Raw genomic sequence first — 22,039 nt, 5'->3', positions numbered from 1 at the left:
GGTCCCCCTCATGGACATCGATCTCAGCGGGCGGACCGCCTTCGTCACCGGCTCCACCCAGGGCATCGGCCGCGCCATCGCGGCGGGGCTGGCGCGGGCCGGAGCGACCACCGTCGTCAACGGACGGTCCGGCGACGGCGTCACCCGCGCTCTGGACGGGCTGCGCGCGGAACTGCCGGACGCGGACCTGCGGGGCGTGGCCGCCGACGTCGCCACCGCCGAAGGCGCCGAAGCGGTGCGCGCCGAGGTGCCCGACGTCGACATCCTGGTGAACAACCTCGGCATCTTCTCGGCACGGCCCGTCCTGGAGATCGACGATGCCGAATGGCGGCGCTATTTCGAGGTCAACGTGCTGTCCGGCGTCCGGCTCGCCCGCCTCTACCTGCCCGGCATGACCGAACGCGGCTGGGGGCGCGTGCAGTTCATCGCGAGCGACTCAGCGGTGGCGATCCCGGCGGAGATGGTGCATTACGGCGTGTCGAAGACGGCGCTGCTCGCCGTCTCGCGCGGCTACGCCAAGGCCGTCGCCGGGACGGGCGTCACCGTCAACACCGTCCTCGCCGGCCCGACCCACACCGCGGGCGTGGAGGACTTCGTTGCCGAGATGGTCGGGAACGACCTGCCCTGGGAGCAGGCGCAGCGCCGCTTCATGACCGAGCACCGCCCGAACTCGCTGCTCCAGCGGCTCATCGAGCCCGAAGAGATCGCCAACATGGTCGTCTACCTCAGCTCACCGCACGCCTCGGCCACCACCGGCGGCGCCCTGCGCACCGACGGCGGCTACATCGACGCGATCCTCCCCTAGTCCCCGGTCGGGGGTTCCAGGATCGGGTCGGTCACCGACTTGGGGACGAGGCTCTTGGTGGGCGCGTTGGTCCACTCGGCCTTCTTGACGATCTCGAAGAACTCCCGGGTGCCGGGGCGCAGACCGGCGTTCTTGCGGCCCGGGGTCACCACGATGCCCTGGCTGGCGGTGAGCCTTCCGGTTTCGGGGTCGATGAGCAGCTGCCATTCGATCGTGCCGTAGTCGCCGGTGGTCTGCCGCATGGCGACGCCCTTGCCGGTGCGCCCGTCCGCATCGGTGCCAGTGATCATCCGCACGCCCTTCAGGCCGGCGAGCATCCGGTAGGTGGCGATCCGCACCCGGTCGCTGACGACCCGGTCGACCAGGAAGATGGGGGCGCCGGTGAACAGGTAGAGGTCCGGGTCGTTCAGCCGCCGGTGATCGAACTTCGTCGCGTAGTTCAGGATCCAGGCACGGAGCTTGGACGGGTCGGCGGGCAGGCTGAGGGCGTCGGCGTTGTCGAAGTCCAGTTCGGCCCCCTCTCCCCTGAACGGCCCCCGCTCCTCGTCGGGCTGCTGGAGGCTGAGGTCCTGGGCACCGGGCTGAAAGTCGGCCTTCCAGGCCGCCATGTCGGCGGGTGACACGGGGCGGACGGCGACCTCGCCGCCGTTCCAGCCGACGCCGGCCGAGTCCTTGTTGCTGTAGGGAAGGTGTACGCCGAAGTCCTTCGCCGACTTGGCCGTGACGGAGTAGTCATCGAGCGTGGTCTGCACGGTGTAGTGGACGCCGGGGCGGTACGGAGACGCGGCCACGACCGTTTCGCCCACGACCCGGTGCACGTACCACAGCCGCCCGTCGGAGGCGTGCCGGGTCTTCGCGTCCGCGGCCGTGAGCAGGAACGTGGAGGCCGGTCCGCTCTGCCCGGCCAGCGGTTCGGGGTGGTACAGGGGCCGCGTCTCCCACTTGTAGGTCATCCACGACCCGACGGCCAGCGCGCATGCGGTGGCTCCCGCGGTGAGGACCATCGTGCGCCGCGATCGAGGCAGCGGAGCACTGCGGTGGATGCGCCGGGACCTTGCTCCCGCCGCCTCTTGCAGCAGGCGGCGGCGGGCGGCGGCGGCGGTCTGCGGAGAGGGCGGCGGCTCGGGGACGTGCATCTGCTCGATGATGGTCAGGTCATCCACGGTCGTCCTCCTCAACGGTGTGGCCGGCGGCGCGCAGGGCCGCGCGGACGTGCTTGCGGGCGCGGCTCAGGCGGGAGCAGACCGTGCCGTAGGCGATTCCGAGCGCTTCGGCGACCTCGGGATAGGTGAGGTCGGCCAGCGCGACCAGGAGCAGGACGTCCCGGTCGCCATGCCGCAGCCCGGCCAGCACCGGGCTCAGGCCGAACCCGGCGGCCGTCACCGCGGCGGCCACGCTGTTCTCGTGGCTCTCGACGACGTCATCGGCGGGCATCCGGGCCACCGCCCGGTAGCGCCGCAGCTCGTCGCGGCGGTGGCGGCTGATCAGCCGGGTCGCGATGCCGTAGAGCCAGGGCCGGACGGAGCTGTGCGCGGGCTCGAACGTCCCGCGGCGCCGGAAGGCGATCAGGAAGGTCTCCGCGGCGATGTCGTCGGCGCCATCGGTGCCGAGCCGCCGGCCGACATAGCGGTGTATCTCGGTGTAGTGCCGGTCGAAGAGGACCGCGAACCGCTCGGGGTTCCGGCGCGAGGCGGCGATGACCTCGGCGTCGGACGGTTCCGGCTCCGGCTCCGGCCGCGCCGGCCGGCTGAGGCCGGAAGGCGCGCCCGTCATGGCCGGTCCGCTGGGGCTGGGGGGTTGGCCATGCGGGACCCTTCCGAAGGCATGGATGGTGCTCACGCTCTCTTACGCCCGAAGCCCCCGCCCCCCTTCTCGGTGCGGCGAACGGCCCGGGGCCGGGGGTCTCACGGGGCGGCGCAGAGGCGGTTCCACCAGCGGTCGGCGGGTTCGTACCAGCTCAGCCAGTTGTTGATGAACAGTTCGGTCGCCTGCTCGCCGGGCCAGTCGTCCGGCAGGAACACGGTCGGGAGCCGCGGGTCGCGGTCGAACACCAGGCGCCAGGCGTGCACCATCCGGAGGCGGGCGACGAACGCCTCCTCGTCGGTGCCGGGCTCCAGGCCCGCGAAGCGGTCGATGAAGTCGGTGAACAGCGGCCGGATCGAGGGGAGGTCCCACGCCTGGCCGATCAGGGCGCGTTCCTCCTCGCCCGAGCCGATCCGGCTGGTCAGGAAGGTGGCGTGCGGCCGCAGGCCCAGGTCGTCGAGCAGTTCGCGGACGGCGTCGACGCCGCCGGGGTCTGCGGCGATCCACACTCCGCGGCCGAGCGGCCCGAAGCCCTCGAACTCCAGGCGTTCGGCGAGCCAGCCGTGCTGCGGGGCCTGTTCGGCGGGACGCAGCAGCAGCATCCGCCATTCCCCGTCCCACGGGGTCTTCTCGACGGCGCGGACGAGCCGCTCGGTCCAGCGGCGCAGCAGCCGGACCATGCGGGGCGTCAGGCGCAGCCGGGTGCGGCGGCCGACGGGCTCGGCGGCGAGCCAGCCCTCGTGGACGAGCCGGGTGACGGCCCGCCGGGTCGCTCCATCGGCGACGCCGAGGGAGCCGAGCGCCGGGACGACCGCGCGCAGCGGCACCGTGTCCTCGCCGGCCCACCGGACGTACTCGCCGAGCAGGGTGAACACCAGGGCGCGGGCGCTCGGCCCGCCGTCCGGACGGCGCCGCAGGGCGGGTTCGGCGACTGCCATCGGGCTCCAGACTCCTCGCTTCCGGCCTCTTGACCCTACCCCTGCCCCCATATAGGACGTAAATACACGTTCTCAGAAAGAAGTGTCCTATAACTCCGGAGGAGTCCGCGTGTCCGAGGCGCAAGACAGCTCCCAGGGGCGAGGCCCCACCCGATTCGGCGTGTTCATCGCCCCCTACCACCGGCTCGGCGGCAACCCCGCCCTCCAGCTCAGGCGCGACCTGTCGCTCGTCGAGCACCTCGACGGGCTCGGGTACGAGGAGGCGTGGATCGGCGAGCACCACTCGGCCGGGATGGAGATCATCGCCTCGCCGGAGGTGTTCATCGCGGCCGCCGCCGAGCGGACGCGGCGGATCCGGCTCGGCACCGGCGTCAGCTCGCTCCCCTACCACCAGCCGCTGATGCTGGCCGACCGGATCGCGCTGCTCGACCACCTCACGATGGGCCGGGTCATGCTCGGCACCGGCCCCGGCCAGCTCCCGTCCGACGCGTTCATGATGGGCATCGACCCGATGCGGCAGCGGGACATGATGGCCGAGTCGCTGGACGCGCTCGTCCCGCTGCTGCGCGGTGAGACCGTCACCGCCAAGACCGGCTGGTTCACGCTGGAGGAGGCCCGCGTCCAGCTCGCGCCGTTCACGCCCGGCGGCGTGGAGATCGCGGTCGCGTCCACCATCTCGCCGAGCGGCGCGGTCCTCGGCGGACGGCACGGGCTGTCGCTGCTGTCGCTGGCGGCGTCGGACCCGACCGGCTACGAGGCGCTCATGCCGAACTGGAACGTGTACGAGAAGACCGCCGCCGAGCACGGGCACGTTGCGGACCGGTCGCGGTGGCGGCTCGTCGCGCCGATGCACATCGCCGAGACCCGCGAGCGCGCGCGCGAGGAGGCGCAGTGGGGCGTGCTCGACTTCGTCCACTACATCGAGCAGCTCAGCGGCATGACGATGCCGTGGGGCAAGACCGCCGAGAGCGCCGTCGAACAGTGGACGACCGAGGGCTTCCCGACGTTCGGGCGGGCCGTCATCGGCACCCCCGACGACGCGATCGAGGCGATCGAGGCGCTCATCGAGGAGACCGGCGGTTTCGGCACGTTCCTGCTGCTCGGCCACAACTGCGCCGACCCGGCCGCCACCCGCCGCGGCTACGAGCTGTTCGCCGAGCACGTCGTCCCGCACTTCCGCGGCCTCAACGCGGGACGCACCGCCAGCCTGTCGTGGGCCAACGCCAACAACGAGCGGTTCATCGGCGCGCTCAAGCAGAGCGTCATGGCCGCGTTCGACAAGCACGGCCAGGTCCTCGCCGAGGCGAACGCGGAGGAGAAGTGACGATGCGTGCGACGGTCATGCGCGGTGGACGGCTCGTCACCGACGAGATCCCCGAGCCGAAGCCCGGCCCGGGCCAGGTGCTGGTGGAGACGGTCGCGTGCGGCATCTGCGGGTCCGACCTGTCGGCCCTCGCCCACACCGGCGACTTCCTGGAGGCGTCGCGGGACAGCGGCGTCGACATGTTCCTGTTCGACCCGGCGCGGGACGTGGTGCTCGGCCACGAGTTCAGCGTCCGCGTCCTGGCGGCCGGCCCGGACACCCCCGGCGTCGTCGAAGGGCAGTACGCGGTCGCGCTGCCGTGGGCGATCGACGCGGCGGGCGTCGTCCGCGGCATCGGCTACAGCAACGACTTCCCCGGCGGCTACGGCGAGCGCATGGTACTGCAGGCCATGGCGCTGGAGCCCGTCCCCGACCATGTGCCGCCGGCCGTCGCGGCGCTGACCGAACCGCTCGCCGTCGGGTTCGGCAACGTCGCGCGCACCGGCATCGGCCCGGACGGCAGCGCCGTCGTGGTCGGCGCCGGGCCGATCGGGCTCGGCGTCGTCGCCGGCCTCGCCGAGCGGGGCGTCGCGCCGATCGTGGTGTCCGACCCGTCGCGGCTGCGGCGCGAGACGGCGCTGCGGCTCGGCGCGCACCGCGTCCTCGACCCCGCCGACCAGGACCCGGTCGAGGTGTGGCGGTCGCTCGCCTCCGCCGGCCAGGCGCTGACCGTGTTCAACTGCGTCTCCGCGACGGGCCTGCTCAACCGGCTGATGCACGCCGTCCCGCCGCGCACCCGGATCATGCAGATCGGCGCCGTGATGTCCGACGACGTCATCCGCCCCGTCGTGGGCGTCTACAAGGACCTGGTCATCGAGATGTGCCTGGTCTACCCGCACGAGGAGTACGCGGCGACGCTCCGCCGCATCGCCGACGGCACGGTCGACGCCGCGTCCCTCATCACCGGCGAGGTCGGCCTGGCGGGCGTCCCCGCCGCGGTCGACGCGCTCCGCCGCCCCGAGGACCACATCAAGATCCTCGTCCGTCCCGGCCTGGACGGCGCCGCCATCCGCACCCCTGCCTGACGCCCCGCTCGATCCCCCTCCCCCTGAGGAGCGTCCTTGAGCTCACCGGAAAGGCCCCCGATCTCCCGCCGCGGCGTCCTCACCGCCGCCGGCGCCGGCGCGACCCTGCTCGCCCTCGACACCGCCCCGGCCCGCGCGGCCGCACCGTCCCCGCTGCTGCTCCACTCCCCCGGCCGGGCCGGCGCACCGAGCGTCTCCGGCCTCCACCTGCAGTTCGGCTCGGACGCCTCGTCCGAGATGACCGTCTCGTGGCAGACGCCGCTGCCGGTCCGCAACCCGCGCGTCATGGTCGGCACGCTCACCGGCGGCCTCGGCCGGACGTACGGCGCCGACACCCGCGCCTACCGGGACCCGGTCACCCGCGAGGAGGTCCGCTCGCACCACGCCCGGATCCGCGGGCTGCGGCCCGACACCGAGTACCTCTACCTGGCCGTCCACGACGGCGCCACGCCCGAGGCCGGCACGTTCCGGACGGCCCCGCGCGGCCGCCGCCCCCTCACCTTCACCAGCTTCGGCGACCAGGCCACCCCGCAGGTCAACAAGGCCATGCCGACCGAGCAGATCACCCTGTGGACGCAGGACAACTACGGCTCCCCGTTCGCCGGCGACACCACCACCGCCGTCGAACGGGCCGCGCCCCTGTTCCACCTGATGAACGGCGACCTGTGCTACGCCCAGCTGTCGGGGAACCCGACCCGGGTGTGGCGGGACTGGTTCATCAACACCAGCCGCTCCGCGCGGAACCGGCCGTGGATGCCGGCGGCCGGCAACCACGAGAACGAGAAGGGCAACGGCCCGATCGGGTTCCGCGCCTTCCAGACCTACTTCGAGGTGCCGGGCAACGGCGGCGACGACGAGTTCCAGGGACTCTGGTACGCGTTCACCGCCGGCTCCGTGCGGGTCATCGTCCTGCAGAACGACGACGTCGCGCTGCAGGACGGCGGCGCGACCTACATCAGCGGCTACTCCGCCGGCGCGCAGCGGCGCTGGCTGGAGGACGAACTGCGCCGCGCCCGCGCCGACCGCGGCATCGACTGGATCGTGGTGTGCATGCACCAGGTCGTCATCTCCACGGCCGACTCCAACGGCGCCGACCTCGGCGTCCGCAGGGCGTGGCTGCCGCTGTTCGACCAGTACGGCGTCGACCTGGTCGTATGCGGCCACGAACACCACTACGAACGCTCGCATCCCGTCCGCGGGCACCAGGGCAACTCCACGATGACGCCCATCCCCGTCTCCACCGACCCGCACCGCGCCGACACCGGCCGGGGCACCGTCCACCTCGTCATCGGAGGCGGCGGGATGGGATTCACCTCCAACTAGCTCCTCTACGACACGCCCAAGGCCAAGGTCATCGTGGAACGCGGCACCGAACGCGACCCGAAGCTCCTGAACCACTACAAGCCGGTCTACGTCGACGAGCCGGCGCCCTGGTCGGCCTTCCGCGACAAGATCAACCCGTACGGGTTCTGCGCTTTCCAGGTCGACCCGGGGAGGCCCGGGGGCAAGACCACGATGAACGTCACCTACTACGCCGTCACCGGTCCCGGCGGCGCCACGAAACCCGTCGACACCTTCGTCCTGGAACGCCCCCGCAACGACGGCCACCACTGACCCGGGCCCGGCCGGACTACCGCCTCGGTTCGGGGGCCGTGGCGGGCTCGGCTGGACGGGCGGCGCAGGCGGCCAGGCACGGCAGGCTCGCGGCCAGGCACGCCCAGCCCTCCAGCCCGGCCAGCCCGCCTGCCGGCCTTGGATCAGCGGGAACGCCACCAACGTCAGCGCGGCGCTCGGCACGGCCACGCCGCGCAGGTCGAGGCGGCGCGCCCGCGGCGCGGTGGACTCCGGCAGCCACCGCGCGGCGAGGCCCATCGTGGCCGGCCCGATCGGCACGTTGATCCAGAACACGCAGACGACCGGCTGCCCGGTGGCGGCGATCTGGACTCTTGGACGGCGAGTCAGTACGTTCCTCGTGACTCCTGGTCCTTGATGATCTTCAGTCGTCGGGTAGGCGCGCTCATCAGGAGGATCCGGCGATGGCGGATTCGTTCGACAGTGTGTTGCGGACGGCGGTCCAGGCCCGAGGGCTGGGCCTGGAACGGCTCCATGCCAGGCTCGCCGAGCGCGGGATCCAGGTCAGCGTCGCGAGCCTCAGCAACTGGCAGCGCGGCAGGTGCCGCCCGGAGCGGTCCCGGTCGCTGTCCGCCGTCCAGGCGCTCGAGGAGATCCTCGAACTCGCGCCCGGTTCCCTGACCGCGCTGCTGGGGCCGCGCCGCCCGCGCGGCCGGTGGGCCCACAACGTGCCCGGCGCGCTGTCGTACCGCGACGTCAGCCAGGTGCACGCCAGCGTCGACCGGCTGCTCGACCAGATCCGCAACCCGGTCGACGGTCAGCTGCGCTGGCTGAGCTGCGACGAGACGGTCCGCGTCGGCGCCGGGCGGGACGAGCGGTCGGTGCGCACGCGCGTGGTGTTCCAGGCCCGCACCGACGGCGTCGACAGGCACGTGGCGGTGCACTACTGCGAGAAGGAGATGCTGCCCGACATCCGCCGGGCGTCCCACTGCCGCCTCGGCCAGGTGCGCACCGACCCGGAAGCCGGGGTCACCGCCGCGGAGCTGCTGTTCGAGCACCCGCTGCGGCGCGGCGAGACGTACATGGTCGACTACGAGTTCGGCTACAGCCGCGGCGGCCCCGAGGCGACCTTCTACCAGCGGTGGTTCCGCCACCCCATGCACATGTACCTGCTGCACGTCCATTTCGAGCCGGACGCCCTGCCGGCCCGCTGCCTCCGCGTCTGGCAGCCGAACACGGTGACGCCCCCGGCGGACGTGGCGGAGCTCCGGCTGTCCGGCTGGCGCGCCGTCCACGTGGCCGAGATGGAAGTGCGGCCCGGAGTGCACGGCATCCGCTGGGAATGGGACTGAGACCCCCCGGAGAAACCCGTTCAATTTATGGCGGCGTATACGTTGAAATGCCTCCGGCGCCGCAGGGGTTGCCTCTGACCGGTCGCGGGCCGACCATTCTTTTGACGTTCCGCGGACGTCCGAAGGTCCCCACCCCCGCCCCGGAGGAGTTCGCTCTCATGCATGTACGTTTCGGCCGGAGCGCCGCCGTCTGCGCGCTGGCGCTGGCCGTCGCGGCCGTGCCCGGCACCGCCGACGCAGCCGCCCTGCGGCTCGACATCTCGATGCAGGCGCAGGAGATGTCCAACTGGTGCTGGGCCGCGTCCGGCGACACCGTGGCCGCCTTCATGGGCAAGGACTACAGCCAGAACCAGTTCTGCAACCTCGCCTTCGACCGGTCCGTGAATTCGTCCTGCCCCAACAGCCAGGCGACGCTCGCCAACGACCAGACGGCGTTCCGCAAGATCGGGATCAGCCCCGGCAATTACGTGGACGGCCACCTCTACTACTGGGCCGTCACCCGCGAGATCGACGCGCGGCGGCCCGTGATCGCCCGCATCCAATGGACGAGCGGCGGCGGGCACATGGAGGTCCTGTACGGCTACGACGACAGCTCGAACATGGTCTATTGGGGAAATCCATGGCCGTCGAGCTACCGCTACAACTGGTCGTCCTACGACTACTACGTCGACAACGACAGCTTCTTCTGGACCCACTCCCTCGACTACATCGGCGCATGAGGAGGCGTGAGATGAGAACGTTCACGGGTCTCGCGCTCGGCGGCGCCATCGTCGCCGCCGCGGCGGCGCCGGCGCACGCCGCGTCCCCCTCCCCCGCCCCCGCCCCGCCGCCGGCCGCCGACGTGGCCGCCGCCAGGCAGACCGCCGCCGCGGCGTCCCCGACCCTCGCCCGCTTCTTCGCCGGACGAGGGAAGACGGACAAGGTCAGCGCCACCGCGGTGCAGCAGGCGGCGCCCAGGCTGACCGGCGCCACCGTGCCGGTCTACGACCTGAACCCCGGCTTCGTCACCGGCGCGTCGGGCACCGTCGCGCGGCTGGCGTTCCTCGCCACCGAGGCGGTCTCCGCCGACGGGCAGCACGCCTCGGTGTGGACCGTCAAGAAGAACGGGGCCTGGCGGCTCGCCAACATCGCCTCCGGCGCGGACGAGGAGACCTACACCCGCAACGGCGGCACGGTCTTCCGCGAACCGCAGGTCAACGCGTGGTACGTGCTGCGCGACGGCCGGGTGCGCCCGCTCAACGCCGAGGCGCGGCAGATGACCGGCGCGCCGTCGGTTTCCCTGGCGTCCTACCAGCGGGCGGTCCGCAAGCGCTACGGCGACCGCATGCCCGGCTCGGCCTACGACCGGCAGGGCATGGCGGGCGGCTACGGGCCCTCCCCCAAGGCCGACTCCGGCGGAAGCCGGGTGCCCGTCATCCTCGGCGGCCTGGTCCTCGCCGCCACCGGCGGCGGCCTGGCCGTCCGCCGGATCGTCCGACGCTGACCGATCGCGCCCGACCGAGGACGGCGGCGGGTGGCCGGCCGCGCAAGACCGGCCGGCCACCCGCCCGTCACCGGTCATCGGTGCCGGTCGCGACCCGGCGGACCTCTGGAAGCCGATTGTCGGCGGTCGAAGCAGGCGCCAGCCGCTTGACGGCTTCGGGCATGGGGCCGACGGTGAACACGCGCGTGGACGAGCCGACGGTGACGGCCGCGAAGGACCCCTCGGACGGCACCCGATCCGGAAGCGGAATGGTGTGCGACCCCGCGTCGAGCCGGCCCTCGCAAACGCGCATCGATGCGCTTTCAGGCTCCGGAGGTACGAACGATGTGAGCCACCACGCCTCGACGGCGACGGTGGCGGAATCGTCGAGCACGAGTCGCACCGAGCGCTGTGCGGCGTCGTAGACGACCTCGCCACTTTCGGTGGTTTCAGCCGAGGTGGCGGCTTGCACCTGGGCGGCGATGAGACCGGCGATGCCGGCGAGGCCCTGAATGAAGGTCACGTGCGGATTGCGTTCGGAGATGTCCGCACGCAGTCGTTGTTTCATGTCGGCGGGGACCATGCCACCGAAGACGAGGACGTCGAGATCGGCGACATCGTAGTCGTCGAGAACCTGGTCGAACTGGTTCGTGGTGTCCGCGGAATAGCCCTTGTCCCGCAGGATGTCGACGGTGGCGAGAAGCACACTGGGGCTGCGTCCGATGACGAGAACGCGGTCAGCCTCGTTCTTCGGCGAGGTGTTCATTGTCGGTCTCCTTTACGGCGGATTCCGGGGCCGGTTCGCGGGCCGGCGGTGTCCCCCTGCGCGGCTGGACGCCGATGCGGCGAGCCCGGCTTCTATGTTGGCAAGGCCAACATAGCGAGTGTTGGCGCGACCCACAACTGTTACGCTTGCCGGGTGCCCACGCCCCATCACGACGCCGGCCGCACGCCGACCCGGCTCGAAGGACGCGCGAGCTGGCTCGTCAGCCGCGCGCACGCGCGTGCCTCGGGCCTGCTCGGCGCCGGTTTCGAGGCCCATGGCGACGGACTGCGCGGCTACCACTACCGGCTCCTCGCCGCACTGGAGGAGTGGGGCCCCGCGAGCCAGGCCGAGCTCGGCCGCAGGACCGGGATCGATCGCAGCGATGTGACCGCCGCCCTGACCAGGCTCGAGTCGCGCGACCTGGTCGAGCGCTCGGCCGATCCCGCCCACAAGCGCCGGAACATCGTCACGATCACAGCCGCGGGCGCCGAACGGCTCATCGAGCTCGACAAGGTCATCGACGGCATTCAGGAAGAGTTCCTCGCGCCTCTGACGGCCGCCCAGCGGCGGCAGTTCATCACGCTGCTGTCGCGACTCGTCGACCCACAGCACTGATCCGCCAAAGGCGTTGACGCAGCCGCCGCGTGCGCCGGCGGATATCGTCGAGCCGTGAGCAAGATCCTTCATGGCACGTCGGTGACGCTGCGGCCCCCGACGGAGGCCGACGTGCCGGCGTTGGCCGCTGTCCGTGCGGAACCGGAGGTGTACCGATGGTGGCGCGGCGACGCCGACCTCGCCGCCGAAGTGGCCCGGGACCTCGCCGATCCCGACACCGAGAAACTGGTCATCGAGTACGAGGGCCACGCCGTCGGCATGATTCAGTGGCATGCGGAAGAGGACCCCGATTATCGGCACGCCGGCATCGACATCTATCTCGATCCGTCCGTGCGCGGCCGGGGTCTGGGACCCGACGCCGTCCACACCGTCGCGCGACACCTCTTCGATGACCACGGCCACCACCGGCTCACCATCGACCCGGCCGCGTCCAACGCCGCCGCCATCCGCTGCTACGAGAAAGTCGGCTTCCGTCCGGTCGGCATCATGCGCCGGTACGAACGCGGCACCGACGGCACCTGGCACGACGGTCTCCTCATGGACCTCCTGGCCGACGAGCTGACCGCCCCGGTCCCGAAGCCGTAGGCCGCCGCCCGGTCTCCGGCCGGTTCGATCTCCCTCTCAGGTGTGGGTCGCGGGTTCGCCGTGCAGGACGATGCGCGGCCGGTCCCGCGCCGCTCAGGCTTCCGTGCATGAAGTTGATCTCGAAGAGCATCGGGATGCTGATGGCCGGGGTCGCCGCGGTCGCGGCGGGTGCGACGGTCGCCGTGCCGGCCGGCCACGCCGGCACGGCGCAGCGAACGGCATCGGACGAGTGCGTGCCGGTGCCGGGTGCGGTATGCGGGACGGTGCGGGCGCCGCTGGTGCGGGCCCGTCCCGGACTGGGCGACATCACCGTGGCCTACGCACTGATCAAGCACCGTGACACGTCGCGGCCCGCCGCGGGAACCGTGACGATCAACCCCGGCGGCCCCGGCGACTCGGCGATCGCCTCCGCCGCCACGTATGCGCGGATGTTCGGCGACTTGCTGAAGGACCATGACCTGCTGCTCGTCGATCCGCGCGGGGTGAACCGTTCCGATCCGCTCAGCTGCGGGACGCTCGGTTCGCTGCCCGCCACCCGTGCGACATTCGTGCGGGCGGTCGGTGAGTGCGGCCGGCGGCTGGGCGTTCGCGCGCGCGGCTACACCTCGGCCGAGATCGCCGATGACATCGACGCCGTCCGCGCCGAGCTCGGCATCGGGCGGCTGGACCTGTTCGGGGAGTCCTACGGCACCTACCTGATGACGGTCTACGCCCAGCGGCACCCCGAGCGGGTGCGCTCGCTCGTACTCTCCAGCGCCTATCCGCTCGCCGTTGACATGCGGGGCCGTCCGAACGCGCGGGCCGCACGCCGGGCTCTGCGACTGGTCTGCCGGCGCAGCGCCGGCGCCTGCGACGGCGACCAAGTGCTGCGCGACATCGCACGGCTCTCCCGGCGGCTGCACGCCCGCCCGATCCCCTACACGCTGGACGGACAGCAGCGGCGACTCGACGACACCGCGCTGGCCTCCGTCGTCTACGGCCTGGCCAAGACGGCGCCCGCCGGCATCGGGGACGTCCCCGCGATGGTCCGCGGCGCCCTGCACTCCGACAACGCGCTGCTGATCGACGCCGCCCGGCAGGCCGCCCCGCTCAGCGGGTCCTCGCTGCGTCAAGACGACCCGCAGCCCTTCAACCCCGAACTGGCCGCGACCGTCGTCTGCAACGACTACCCGACGCTGTGGGACCGCGAAGCGGCGCTGCCGGTCCGGCTCCGGCAGTTCTCGGCGGGACGCGCCGCGCTGCCCGAGCGGGACTTCCGGCCGTTCGGAAAACGGGCCTGGACCAGCATGAGCTACGACCAGGGCGACACCTGCATCCGCTGGCCCGACCGCCGCGGCCCGAGCCGGCCGACCGCCGGCCCGTTCCCCGACGTCCCGGTCCTGGTGACGTCCGGCGACCTGGACGCCAACACCCCGACCGAGACGGGCCGCCAGGCCGCACGCCAGTTCCGCCGCGCCACGGTAGTGGAGGTGCCGAACGTCGGCCACGTGGCCGAACACGAACCCAGCGGCTGCGTGGCCGCCATCCAGACACGATTCATCCGCGACCTGCGAGTCCCCGACACTTCCTGCCTGGCCCACATCCCACCCGCCCCTGTACGCCCATAGGCGATACCGGCCGGAGGAGTCCCTATGTTGGAGTGGTGGGTACAGGTTCCCCAGGTTCAGGGAGGTGAGGCTCATGAGCGGGACCTTTCCCGAAGTGTGGATCTCGGCCGCCGACGGCGACCTGATCCGGGCCGATGCCATCGTGATCCTTCGGCTGGACAAGACCGGACGGCTGACCGTGCAGCTGCGCGACGAGGCGAAGGTCAGCGTGACCCTTCTGGAGGGTTCGCCGGGCGGCGGCCACCCGCCCGCCGACTTCCATCGGCAGCTGATCCGGATGATCGCCGAGGTCGCGGACTCCGGCAGCGCGCAGCTGATCAGCGCGCGCCATGTCGACGGCGGATGGCGCTGGATCAGCGAGCCCTTGTAGCCGGAGAGGGGCGCCCGTTCCGCGCGGGCGCGGGAGCTCTGAACACGTCGACTTGGGGACGTTCAGCGGACGATCAGGAAGACCACGCCGATGACCGCGCAGACGGCGACGACCGCAACGGCCATACCGCCTGCGAGGCCCTTCATCAGCGCGAAGTACTCGTCCTTCATCGTGCTTCGAGCGTCTCGTCCCGCCCGAGTCCGGTGCCCACGGGCCTCACGGCCCATCGGGGCTCTCCTCCGGCCGCCACCATGCGATTGCGGCGGCCATGAAGGTGGTCATGGTGATCTCCGCTCACGGAACGCCCGGCGGCGGCCCGGAAGGCAGGCGATAGGTCGCACGGGCCGGTCCGACCCTCACGGGCGGGCGGTGGCGAGGATCTCCTCCGGCAGCAGATCGCCGGTCCCGGCCGCCGCCTTGGCCAGAGCCTCCTCCGCGGAGGCCCGGGGCGTCTCGGGCGGAATGACCAGAAGGAGGATCGGCTCGTCGCGGCCGCAGGTGACCGCGACCATGTGGTCCAGGTGGGGCAGCCAGCCCACCCTGATGACCCGCCCCAGGGCGGTGATGCGGAGCGGGACGTCGTCCCAGTCGTCGAAGTCGATGGTCAGGCGGGTGGGCATGCCCAGCCGGTCGGTCAGGGCGATCGCCAGTTCGGCGAGTTCGGCGGCCGCGTCGCGCGACCGGGGCCACCAGCCGCCGTCCAAGATTCCGCTCCCGGCATCTCCGAGCGTCAACTGAAGCCGGGACGTCGCCGGAGGCGGAAGCAAATCGCATCCGGCTGCAGCGGGAACGGGGGTGAGTCGAGTGGTGTGGGCCATCTAGAAGGCCCCATTCTCGGTCCGTCAAGGACCGGGTCGTCATCCTCCGAGAACGGCGCCGACATGGTGGCCCACGCACGAAATGCCCTCGGTATCACCAGACTACGTCACCACGCACTCGTCAGAATCATGAAATAGCGCGCCCGCCCTGGCCATGCCCGTCCCCAGGATCACGGGTTACTCACGGAATACCAGGTCGCGCTGGTACCACGTGCCGGGCTTGCCGCCCAGGTCCGCCGGGTCGGCCGGGCCGACCGGGACGAACCCCGCCTTGATCAGGACCCTTTGGGACGCGGCGTTCGCGCGGGCGGTGGCCGCCCGCAGTGTCCGCAGCCCGTGCCGCGCCGCCGCCAGCCGGCACAACTCCCGGACGGTCGCGGTCGCCACCCCGCGGCCCGCAACGTGCTGCGCGACCCGGTAGCCGAGGTCGGCAGTGCCGTGCTCGAAGCGGTACAGGTTGAACCGGCCCAGGATCGAGCCGTCCTCGGCGACGAGCACGTAGAAGGCGCCGGCGCCGGCCTCCTGCTCGGCCAGCAAGGCACTGTGCCGGTCGGCGAACTGGTCGAAGTACTCGTCACCGCGGTCGGAGATCGAGGCGGCGAAGTAGGCGCGGTTCGCCAGCTCGAAGGCGAGAACCGCTGGAGCATGGCCGGCATGCAGCAGCTTCAGCTCGGGCACTGCCCGACCCTACCCAAGAGGTCGTCAGGTGTCGGATCCTCGCGGGATGCCGAGAGTGGCGAGCAGATCTTCGTGGAACTGGATCCACAGAATGTGGCAAGAGTCCCGGTCGTGGCCGTCGACCCAGGCGCGTTGTCCCAGGTCCACCTTGCGCAGCGCCGAGGAGTACCGGTCGGCGTAGCCGTCGAAGCGGGCCAGGGACTCGGCGAGCCGACCGCACAGCTCGGCGAAGGACCTGCCCACGTTCGCCAGCGTCCGCAGGACCCGTTCGTCCCAGGCCCAGTCGGTGTGATCGTTGAACGCCATGGGATCGAGCCGTGTCGGACGTATCTGCCAGTCGGTGCAGGCGGCGCCGAAGCGCCGGTTCAGGGGCACGAACGCGGCGTGCACGTCGGTCACGGCGTCTCGTGCACCTGCCCGGTCGAGTTCGCCGGCCAGCCGCTTCTCGTTCTCCGCGCGGCCGGTGTCGGTCAGTGACCAGCCGGAGTTACCGGCGAAGCTCGACCTGCGAACCCAACCTCGGGCTTCGAAGTCCAGAAGCGCCTCGTCTACCGTTTCGACGTCCATTCCGTAACGTGCGGCGACGCGGGACGTCGTCGAAAAGCCGAGCACTCGGACGCCGTGCAGGGCCAAGTCCTCCGGCGCGGACGAGAACGCCACCTCAAGCACCCTCTCGACGGTTCTCGACGCGACCCGACACCCGGCCGAAGCGCTGCTGCGCGGCTTGCGCGGACGCCAGCCCCATGGCCCGGGAGATCTGCGGCCAGGACAGGCCCTGAGCACGCGCGGTGAACATCAGCGCCGCCTCCACCTGGTCCATTTCGGCCCGGGCGGCCGGCAGCAGAGCCAAGGCCGCCATCACGGCGCGCTCGTCGAGGTCGCCGGCGTTGCCACGCCACAGGGCGAAATGGATCAGATCGACCGCCGAGGGCGGCTGGCTCCCGTGGAGCCAGGGCGCCCGCGGAAGGGACGAAGCACCCGAGTCCAGCAACCGCTTGCGCGCCTCCGCCTCGCGGGCGGCCTGACCATGGTCGGCCTCTGCATCCTCCATGCGGACCACCTTGAGCCATCAACACATTGTTGTCAACAAAACGTTGGTGCTCGACAGAAGCCGGAGGGAAGGCGCCCCGCCCTGGCCGGGGGGAACTTATTCCTTGACACGAATATTCGTTGTGGAGAATACTTGCTGCCATGGACGCACTTCTCGCCGCACTGGCCGATCCGGCCCGCTGGCGGCTCGTGACCCTGCTGGCCGAGCGGCCCCGCCCGGTCGGCGTCCTCGCCCGCCTCGCGGAGGCGCGCCAGCCGCAGACCACCAAGCACCTGCAGACCCTCGAACGCGCCGGCGTCGTCACCTCCCAGCGCACCGGCCAGCGCCGCGTCTACGCGCTGCAGCCCGCCCCGCTGCGGGAACTGGCGGCGGCGCTCGGCAGGCTCGCCGACATCGCGGACCAGGCCGGCGGCGCGCGCGAGACCTACGACCGCTACGCGCTCAGCCTCGGCACCGAGCGGCTCGCCGCCGAGAATCCGGGCTGGGCCGACGGCCGCTCGTTCAGGTTCCTCCGGTCACTGACGGGCGACCCCGAACTGGTCTGGCGGCACCTCACCGAACCGTCCCTGCTCGCCCGCTGGTGGGCGCCCGACGACCTCCGCGTCTCCGAACTCGTCTTCGAGGCGCGACCGGGTGGACGGGTCGTCCTGGAGTACCGCGACACCGAGGACACCGACGGCTCCGACCTGGTCGCCGGACGCGCGGAAGGAGTCGTCGAAGAGGCGCGGCCCGGCGAGCGCCTCGCCTACCGGTCCTCTCCCCTGCTCCCCGACGGCGGTCCCGCCTTCACCTCCCACATCGACCTCCGGCTCCAGCCGACCGGCACCGGCACCGACCTGGACGTCCACTTCCGCATCTCCGACAGCACGGTCGACTCCGCGGACTTCGTCGCGGGCATCGAGATCGGCTTCGGCCAGAGCCTCGACAAGCTCGCGGCGATCCTCGCCGCGGACCCGCGCGACACCCGGCACCGCACCGGCACAAGGAGCACGAAATGACCGACTCGACCGCCCGCAAGGTCACCGCGAACCTGGCCCTCACTCTCGACGGGCGCTACATCGGCCCCGGCGGGCCCGGCGATTTCGGGGCGATCGCTCCGTATGTGGCCACCGAGGTCGCGCGGGACCACCTCACCCGCATCCGGGAGGGCGCGACGACGGCGCTGCTCGGCCGCGTCAATGCCGAGGGGTTCCTGGGGTACTGGCCGTCGGTCGCCGAGGACGAGAACGCCGACCCGCGCGATCGCGGATACGCGAAGTGGCTGGTCGACACGGAGAAGGTCGTCCTGTCGACCACACTGACCGAGTCGCCGTGGGAACGCACCCGGCTGGTGAACGCCCCCGCCGCGGACGTCGTCACCGACCTCAAGGCCACCGGCGAGGGCGACATCCTCGTCAACAGCAGCGCCAGCGTCATCAAGCCGCTCGTGGCGGCGGACCTGCTTGACCGGCTCTATCTCCTGATCTGCCCCGAGATCGCCGGAGGCGGCCCGCGGCTGTTCGACGACGGCGTGCCCTCTACGCGGTGGACGCTCACACGGCTGGAGACCGGCGAACTGGGCGAGGTCGCCATGGTCTACGACCGAGTCCGCTGAGCCGGACCGACGCGGGCACGGCGATCGCGACCGCCGTGCCGCCGAGGGAAAGGTCGGCCTGACCTGAGCCTCGCCCGCCCCGGAGCCTCAGTCGGGGCTGAAGTCCCGGCGGCTCGGACGGTTCCGGGCGAGGTGCTCCGCGATCTCGATCGCCGGTCGTGCGGCGTGCAGGCCGATCAGTTCTGCGAGCAGGCCGTCCACGGACGGCCATGGGACGTTCCCGTGGTCGTTGTAGAGGGTGATCAGGCCGTGCATCGCCGTCCAGAGCAGCAGGCCGGCCTGCCACCGCTGCTCCTCCGTCGTCCGGGTCCCGTCCGGGTCGGTGACGGCCGCCAGGGAGACGACGACGGACTCGAGCAGGTCGGCGCCGGCGCCGTGAGCCGATCCCGGGACGAGGTCGGCGGGCATACGGCTCCCGAAGAGGGTCCGGTAGTGGCCGGGCTGTTCAACTCCCCAGTGCACATATGCCGCGCACCGGGCCACGAGATCGTCCAGCGGGTCCGCGGCCGACCGGGCGGCCTCGCCCATCAGCCGGGCCAGCTCGTCGTAGCGCAGCCGCAGTACGTGCTGGATCAGTGCGCTCAGGTCCGGAAAGTGGCCGTAGATGCTGGCCGGCGCGACGCCGACCTCGCGCGCGACCTGCCGCAGCGTCAGCGTCTCCGGATGGTCGAGAGTGGCCAGGAGCTTTGCCGCGGCCTCCACCAGCTGGGCGCGGAGCACCTGCCCCTGCCCTCGCGGGTTGCGCCTGCGGGTAGCGGCCCGCTCCTCAGGCACTCGCCCCTCCCCTGCCCTGCCCTGCGCGAACGATCGGCAACGGCTGTTCACCTTACCCGGCGGCCGGGTTGACATCGCTAACCAACAGTTGTTCACTCATGTAACCAACAGTTGTTCAGTTAGGGGTGGATCCATCATGCGCATCGCGGTACTCGGCGCGTCCGGCAAGGTCGGCCGGCTGCTCGTGGACCAGGCACTCGAGCGCGGCCACCAGGTCGTGGCCTTCGTCCGCGCCCCGGACCGGTACGCGGCGCCCGCGTCCGCCGGAGCAGGGCAGATCGAGATCCGGCAGGCGGACGTCCGCCTGCCGGAGACCTTCCCGGACGTGAGCGACGCCGACGCGGTCGTCTCGGCGATCGGCATCAGCAAGGGCGACGGCCCGGGCGCCCTGCTCGCAGGGGCGGACGTCCTCGCCGAGGCTCGCGTCCGCACCGTGTGGCTGGGCGCCCTGGGATCAGGCGTGTCGACCAATGCGGGCGGGCGGATCTACCAGGCGATCATGCGCCTGGCGGTGGGCAAGGAACTCGCCGAGAAGGCACAGGCCGACCAAGTCGCGCTGAAGGCGGGCGCCACCGTCTTTCACGCCCCGGACCTGGCCGCCGGACCCATCAGCCCCACTCGCCACACCGTGCCGCTCGCGGATCTGAAGCGCCCTTTGCTACCGCCTCGGATCTCCCGCGCGTCACTGGCCGCCCTCATGCTGGACGAGGCGGAAACGGGACACCGCGCTGGGGCGATCGTCGTCCCCCTCCGGTGAGGTGCGCGGTGGTTTGACGCGCGGCTCTTGGTCCCACCCGATGAACTGGCTCTGGCCCCATCTGGTGGCTGAGTGATGATCTGTCATTGCGGGAAGGCAAGGGTTCGGATCTGCTCGAGCATGGACGGCCAGAGTTGGCGGGGCAGGTCGTGGCCCATGCCGGGGTAGGTGACCAGGCGTGCGCCGGGGACGGCCGCCGCGGTCGCCCGGCCGCCTTTGAGCCGGATGACCGGGTCGTCCTCGCCGTGCAGGACGAGGGTGGGGATGCGCAGCGTGGTCAGCGCCTTGCGCCGGTCTCCGGAGGCGGTGACGGCGGCGCGTTGACGTGCGTCGGCTTCGGGGCTGCCGGGGTGGCGCTCATAGGAGCGTCGGCCGATGTCGCCCACTTCCTTCTCGTCGAACGGGTAGCGCGGAGAACCGATGAGCCTTCTCATCGCGACCGCCTCCCGGGCCGCCTGGTCCGGGCCGGTGACCGGCATGGCGGAGAGTTTCATGATCGCTTTAAGGGTGGTGATCTTGGGCATGGTGCCGAGCCGGGCGGCGGGGGTGGACATGACCGAGGTGAGGGTGCGCACCCGGGTGGGGTGCCGGAGGGCGAGCGTCTGGGCGATCATTCCGCCCAGTGAGGTGCCGACCAGGTGCGCGGACTCCCAGCCGAGGGCGTCCAGCACCGCGAGGGCGTCCTCGGCCATGTCCTCCAGCCGGTACGGCGCCGAAGAGGGTCGGATCACGGTCGTGAGCCAGCCGGGTGCCGGCATCTCGGTCAGGTGCGTGGACAGGCCGGTGTCACGGTTGTCGAACCTGGCGACCTGGAAGCCGAGGTCGGCCAGCGCGCCGCAGAGGTCTTCGGGGAAGACCAGCATCTGCACCCCGGTACCGCTGATCAGCAGCAACGGTGCGCCCCGCGGACTGCCGAAGGTCTCGTAGGCGAGTTCGACGTCGCCGTTGCGTGCCTTGCCCATGGCTCCACCCTTCCGGTGGGTCATACTGTGCCTGAATGATGATTCGATGAATCTAGATTCAGTGAATCATGATTCACTCAAAGTCGCCCGTCCGTCAAGGGGGCCGTGTGTCCGCATCCGAACCGACGCCTGCGAGCCGGAGGCAGAAGGCCGCGCAGACCGAGATCGCCCTGAAGGAGGCCGCCCGCCGCGTGTTCGCCCGCGACGGCTACCTCAACGCCAAGATCACCGACATCACGGCCGAGGCGGGACGTTCCGCGGGCTCCTTCTACAAGCACTTCACCGGCAAGCAGGACGTGCTGCAGGCACTGCTGTCGGACTGGCTCGCCCAAGCCGGCCGGGAACTCTCCGCCCACGAGGCCGGCGACGACCTGTCGGCCGAGCCCGCCCTGCGCGCCCGGGTGGCCGCGTACTGGCACACCTACAAGGCGCACCTGCCCGAGATCCAGGCGCTCGGCCAAGCCGCACTGGTCGACCCGGAGTTCGCCGAGCGCCTCGCCCAGATCCGGCACGCCCAACTCCAGACCATGCGCGAACACCTCCAGCGGCTCAAGATCGCCGGGTTCGACCTGCCCGGCACCCCCGTCGTCCTGGCGTCAGCGTTCAACGCGCTACTGGAAGGGTTCTGCGCGGTCTGGCTCACCGGGAAAGGCGAGCCGGCCGGCCGCTCCCTTACCGACGACGAGGCGATCGGCACCCTCACCGGGCTGCTGCGACACGGCCTCACCGGCCCCGCTCACAGTGCCTGACCGATCACCGCACCACCGAAAACGGCGAACCGCCACGCGTGTAGGCGTTCAAGCGGAAACCTCGGCGCCGGAGAATCGTCCGGTCCAGCCCCGGCCGGCGGACGACTTCCTCGAAGACGACCTGGTGCCGGTAGGCGACGGAGCCGGCCCGACGTTCTGGGCGCCCGGCCACACCACCACAAGCTGGACCCAAAGAGCGCGCCGCTCTGCTACACGCCTGCACCTTCGGTCCCAGCGGTCACAGAAGGGTGGCCTTCGTAACGGCGAAGACCCCAGGAGCTCGCTGCTCCCGGGCTGTTTCGTACCGTGGGGCTAGGACTTTCGTCTGCGCCCCTTGGTAACAACTCGCCCCACCCCTGACGGAGGTGGGGCCAGTTGTCGTTCGACGGGCAC

At 71.4% G+C, this 22,039-nt stretch carries 26 protein-coding genes; 16 read left to right on the top strand and 10 right to left on the bottom strand.

Translation table 11 applies throughout. The annotated features are described in order from the left end of the window. The first annotated feature begins 10 nt into the window (after positions 1 to 10). Positions 11 to 805 (top strand): SDR family NAD(P)-dependent oxidoreductase, encoded by a 795-nt coding sequence (locus J4709_RS12075; RefSeq protein WP_208240236.1) that lies wholly within the window; start codon positions 11 to 13, stop codon positions 803 to 805. Here J4709_RS12075 and J4709_RS12070 read toward each other — a convergent pair. The 3 genes from J4709_RS12070 to J4709_RS12060 form a co-directional block, all read right to left on the bottom strand. Further along, positions 802 to 1,968, bottom strand: coding sequence for a hypothetical protein (locus tag J4709_RS12070; protein WP_208240234.1), 1,167 nt, complete (start codon positions 1,966 to 1,968; stop codon positions 802 to 804). The two genes, J4709_RS12075 and J4709_RS12070, sit on opposite strands and share 4 nt — an antisense overlap. Then, a complete protein-coding gene (locus tag J4709_RS12065) occupies positions 1,961 to 2,578 on the bottom strand; it encodes an RNA polymerase sigma factor (RefSeq protein ID WP_208240232.1) in 618 nt (205 codons plus the stop codon). Before J4709_RS12065 ends, J4709_RS12070 begins: the two co-directional genes overlap by 8 nt. Positions 2,579 to 2,709: 131 nt before the next feature. Continuing rightward, positions 2,710 to 3,546 carry a PaaX family transcriptional regulator gene (locus tag J4709_RS12060; protein ID WP_208240230.1) on the bottom strand — a complete coding sequence of 279 codons (837 nt, stop codon included), beginning with the start codon at positions 3,544 to 3,546 and terminating at the stop codon, positions 2,710 to 2,712. A 109-nt stretch (positions 3,547 to 3,655) separates the two neighbouring features. On the opposite strand from J4709_RS12060, the gene J4709_RS12055 reads away from it, so the two are divergent. The 7 genes from J4709_RS12055 to J4709_RS12025 all read left to right on the top strand — a co-directional run bounded on the left by J4709_RS12055 (position 3,656) and on the right by J4709_RS12025 (position 10,341). Then, on the top strand, positions 3,656 to 4,870 hold the full coding sequence (locus tag J4709_RS12055; RefSeq protein ID WP_208240229.1) for an LLM class flavin-dependent oxidoreductase: 1,215 nt from the start codon (positions 3,656 to 3,658) through the stop codon (positions 4,868 to 4,870). A 2-nt stretch (positions 4,871 to 4,872) separates the two neighbouring features. Then, a complete protein-coding gene (locus J4709_RS12050; protein ID WP_208240227.1) occupies positions 4,873 to 5,934 on the top strand; it encodes a zinc-binding dehydrogenase in 1,062 nt (353 codons plus the stop codon). Between the two features lie 36 nt (positions 5,935 to 5,970). After that, entirely contained in the window at positions 5,971 to 7,257 is a 1,287-nt protein-coding gene (locus J4709_RS12045) for a purple acid phosphatase family protein (protein ID WP_208240225.1), read from the top strand. 33 nt (positions 7,258 to 7,290) lie between these two features. Further along, positions 7,291 to 7,548 carry a hypothetical protein gene (locus J4709_RS12040; protein ID WP_208240223.1) on the top strand — a complete coding sequence of 86 codons (258 nt, stop codon included), beginning with the start codon at positions 7,291 to 7,293 and terminating at the stop codon, positions 7,546 to 7,548. 422 nt (positions 7,549 to 7,970) lie between these two features. Beyond that, complete coding sequence (locus J4709_RS12035) at positions 7,971 to 8,858, top strand: hypothetical protein (protein WP_208240221.1); 888 nt, start codon at positions 7,971 to 7,973, stop codon at positions 8,856 to 8,858. Between the two features lie 158 nt (positions 8,859 to 9,016). Further along, positions 9,017 to 9,577, top strand: a complete 561-nt coding sequence (locus tag J4709_RS12030) for a papain-like cysteine protease family protein (RefSeq protein ID WP_208240219.1) — start codon at positions 9,017 to 9,019, stop codon at positions 9,575 to 9,577. An 11-nt stretch (positions 9,578 to 9,588) separates the two neighbouring features. Further along, complete coding sequence (locus tag J4709_RS12025; RefSeq protein WP_208240217.1) at positions 9,589 to 10,341, top strand: hypothetical protein; 753 nt, start codon at positions 9,589 to 9,591, stop codon at positions 10,339 to 10,341. 67 nt (positions 10,342 to 10,408) lie between these two features. On the opposite strand, the gene J4709_RS12020 is transcribed toward J4709_RS12025, so the two are convergent. Further along, positions 10,409 to 11,086 carry a hypothetical protein gene (locus tag J4709_RS12020; protein WP_208240215.1) on the bottom strand — a complete coding sequence of 226 codons (678 nt, stop codon included), beginning with the start codon at positions 11,084 to 11,086 and terminating at the stop codon, positions 10,409 to 10,411. Positions 11,087 to 11,239: 153 nt separating this feature from the next. Here J4709_RS12020 and J4709_RS12015 point away from each other — a divergent pair, with 153 nt between their 5' ends. The 4 genes from J4709_RS12015 (at position 11,240) to J4709_RS12000 (ending at position 14,263) form a co-directional block, all read left to right on the top strand. Then, positions 11,240 to 11,701, top strand: a complete 462-nt coding sequence (locus tag J4709_RS12015) for a MarR family winged helix-turn-helix transcriptional regulator (protein ID WP_208240213.1) — start codon at positions 11,240 to 11,242, stop codon at positions 11,699 to 11,701. A 63-nt stretch (positions 11,702 to 11,764) separates the two neighbouring features. Then, entirely contained in the window at positions 11,765 to 12,286 is a 522-nt protein-coding gene (locus J4709_RS12010) for a GNAT family N-acetyltransferase (RefSeq protein WP_208240639.1), read from the top strand. A 107-nt stretch (positions 12,287 to 12,393) separates the two neighbouring features. After that, complete coding sequence (locus J4709_RS12005) at positions 12,394 to 13,893, top strand: alpha/beta fold hydrolase (RefSeq protein ID WP_208240205.1); 1,500 nt, start codon at positions 12,394 to 12,396, stop codon at positions 13,891 to 13,893. Between the two features lie 73 nt (positions 13,894 to 13,966). Then, positions 13,967 to 14,263, top strand: a complete 297-nt coding sequence (locus J4709_RS12000) for a hypothetical protein (RefSeq protein WP_208240204.1) — start codon at positions 13,967 to 13,969, stop codon at positions 14,261 to 14,263. A 356-nt stretch (positions 14,264 to 14,619) separates the two neighbouring features. On the opposite strand, the gene J4709_RS11995 is transcribed toward J4709_RS12000, so the two are convergent. The 4 genes from J4709_RS11995 to J4709_RS11980 all read right to left on the bottom strand — a co-directional run bounded on the left by J4709_RS11995 (position 14,620) and on the right by J4709_RS11980 (position 16,810). Continuing rightward, on the bottom strand, positions 14,620 to 15,081 hold the full coding sequence (locus tag J4709_RS11995; protein WP_269757159.1) for a DUF5994 family protein: 462 nt from the start codon (positions 15,079 to 15,081) through the stop codon (positions 14,620 to 14,622). A gap of 177 nt (positions 15,082 to 15,258) precedes the next feature. After that, positions 15,259 to 15,759, bottom strand: coding sequence for a GNAT family N-acetyltransferase (locus tag J4709_RS11990; RefSeq protein ID WP_208240202.1), 501 nt, complete (start codon positions 15,757 to 15,759; stop codon positions 15,259 to 15,261). A gap of 24 nt (positions 15,760 to 15,783) precedes the next feature. Continuing rightward, entirely contained in the window at positions 15,784 to 16,419 is a 636-nt protein-coding gene (locus J4709_RS11985; RefSeq protein ID WP_208240201.1) for a transcriptional regulator, read from the bottom strand. A gap of 1 nt (position 16,420) precedes the next feature. After that, a complete protein-coding gene (locus J4709_RS11980; protein ID WP_208240200.1) occupies positions 16,421 to 16,810 on the bottom strand; it encodes a DNA-binding protein in 390 nt (129 codons plus the stop codon). Positions 16,811 to 16,950: 140 nt separating this feature from the next. Here J4709_RS11980 and J4709_RS11975 point away from each other — a divergent pair, with 140 nt between their 5' ends. Then, positions 16,951 to 17,808 (top strand): metalloregulator ArsR/SmtB family transcription factor, encoded by an 858-nt coding sequence (locus tag J4709_RS11975; RefSeq protein WP_208240198.1) that lies wholly within the window; start codon positions 16,951 to 16,953, stop codon positions 17,806 to 17,808. Further along, on the top strand, positions 17,805 to 18,404 hold the full coding sequence (locus J4709_RS11970) for a dihydrofolate reductase family protein (RefSeq protein WP_208240197.1): 600 nt from the start codon (positions 17,805 to 17,807) through the stop codon (positions 18,402 to 18,404). The genes J4709_RS11975 and J4709_RS11970 overlap by 4 nt, the downstream gene beginning before the upstream one ends. 87 nt (positions 18,405 to 18,491) lie before the next feature. Here the strand turns inward: J4709_RS11970 and J4709_RS11965 are convergent, their stop codons facing one another. Then, positions 18,492 to 19,178: a TetR/AcrR family transcriptional regulator gene (locus tag J4709_RS11965; protein WP_208240196.1), complete on the bottom strand. Its 687-nt coding sequence runs from the start codon at positions 19,176 to 19,178 to the stop codon at positions 18,492 to 18,494. 136 nt (positions 19,179 to 19,314) lie between these two features. On the opposite strand from J4709_RS11965, the gene J4709_RS11960 reads away from it, so the two are divergent. Continuing rightward, entirely contained in the window at positions 19,315 to 19,935 is a 621-nt protein-coding gene (locus J4709_RS11960) for an NAD(P)-dependent oxidoreductase (protein WP_208240195.1), read from the top strand. A gap of 83 nt (positions 19,936 to 20,018) precedes the next feature. Here the strand turns inward: J4709_RS11960 and J4709_RS11955 are convergent, their stop codons facing one another. Continuing rightward, positions 20,019 to 20,897, bottom strand: coding sequence for an alpha/beta fold hydrolase (locus J4709_RS11955; protein ID WP_208240194.1), 879 nt, complete (start codon positions 20,895 to 20,897; stop codon positions 20,019 to 20,021). 107 nt (positions 20,898 to 21,004) lie between these two features. On the opposite strand from J4709_RS11955, the gene J4709_RS11950 reads away from it, so the two are divergent. Then, the gene (locus tag J4709_RS11950; protein WP_208240193.1) at positions 21,005 to 21,646 is read left to right on the top strand and encodes a TetR/AcrR family transcriptional regulator; all 642 of its coding nucleotides are present in this window, start codon (positions 21,005 to 21,007) and stop codon (positions 21,644 to 21,646) included. Positions 21,647 to 22,039 lie beyond the last annotated feature (393 nt).

Source organism: Actinomadura violacea, assembly GCF_017573465.1.
GTDB lineage: Bacteria > Actinomycetota > Actinomycetes > Streptosporangiales > Streptosporangiaceae > Spirillospora > Spirillospora violacea.
This window is presented reverse-complemented; position numbering and strand designations above follow the sequence as displayed.

Excerpts from the sequence above, each read along its gene's own strand:
- J4709_RS12075 (WP_208240236.1), top strand. The coding sequence starts at position 11 with ATGGACATCGATCTCAGCGGGCGGACCGCCTTCGTCACCGGCTCCACC.
- J4709_RS12065 (WP_208240232.1), bottom strand. The coding sequence starts at position 2,578 with ATGACGGGCGCGCCTTCCGGCCTCAGCCGGCCGGCGCGGCCGGAGCCG.
- J4709_RS12060 (WP_208240230.1), bottom strand. The coding sequence starts at position 3,546 with ATGGCAGTCGCCGAACCCGCCCTGCGGCGCCGTCCGGACGGCGGGCCG.
- J4709_RS12050 (WP_208240227.1), top strand. The coding sequence starts at position 4,873 with ATGCGTGCGACGGTCATGCGCGGTGGACGGCTCGTCACCGACGAGATC.
- J4709_RS12035 (WP_208240221.1), top strand. The coding sequence starts at position 7,971 with ATGGCGGATTCGTTCGACAGTGTGTTGCGGACGGCGGTCCAGGCCCGA.
- J4709_RS12030 (WP_208240219.1), top strand. The coding sequence starts at position 9,017 with ATGCATGTACGTTTCGGCCGGAGCGCCGCCGTCTGCGCGCTGGCGCTG.
- J4709_RS12025 (WP_208240217.1), top strand. The coding sequence starts at position 9,589 with ATGAGAACGTTCACGGGTCTCGCGCTCGGCGGCGCCATCGTCGCCGCC.
- J4709_RS12020 (WP_208240215.1), bottom strand. The coding sequence starts at position 11,086 with ATGAACACCTCGCCGAAGAACGAGGCTGACCGCGTTCTCGTCATCGGA.
- J4709_RS12005 (WP_208240205.1), top strand. The coding sequence starts at position 12,394 with ATGAAGTTGATCTCGAAGAGCATCGGGATGCTGATGGCCGGGGTCGCC.
- J4709_RS12000 (WP_208240204.1), top strand. The coding sequence starts at position 13,967 with ATGAGCGGGACCTTTCCCGAAGTGTGGATCTCGGCCGCCGACGGCGAC.
- J4709_RS11995 (WP_269757159.1), bottom strand. The coding sequence starts at position 15,081 with ATGGCCCACACCACTCGACTCACCCCCGTTCCCGCTGCAGCCGGATGC.
- J4709_RS11980 (WP_208240200.1), bottom strand. The coding sequence starts at position 16,810 with ATGGAGGATGCAGAGGCCGACCATGGTCAGGCCGCCCGCGAGGCGGAG.
- J4709_RS11975 (WP_208240198.1), top strand. The coding sequence starts at position 16,951 with ATGGACGCACTTCTCGCCGCACTGGCCGATCCGGCCCGCTGGCGGCTC.
- J4709_RS11970 (WP_208240197.1), top strand. The coding sequence starts at position 17,805 with ATGACCGACTCGACCGCCCGCAAGGTCACCGCGAACCTGGCCCTCACT.
- J4709_RS11960 (WP_208240195.1), top strand. The coding sequence starts at position 19,315 with ATGCGCATCGCGGTACTCGGCGCGTCCGGCAAGGTCGGCCGGCTGCTC.
- J4709_RS11955 (WP_208240194.1), bottom strand. The coding sequence starts at position 20,897 with ATGGGCAAGGCACGCAACGGCGACGTCGAACTCGCCTACGAGACCTTC.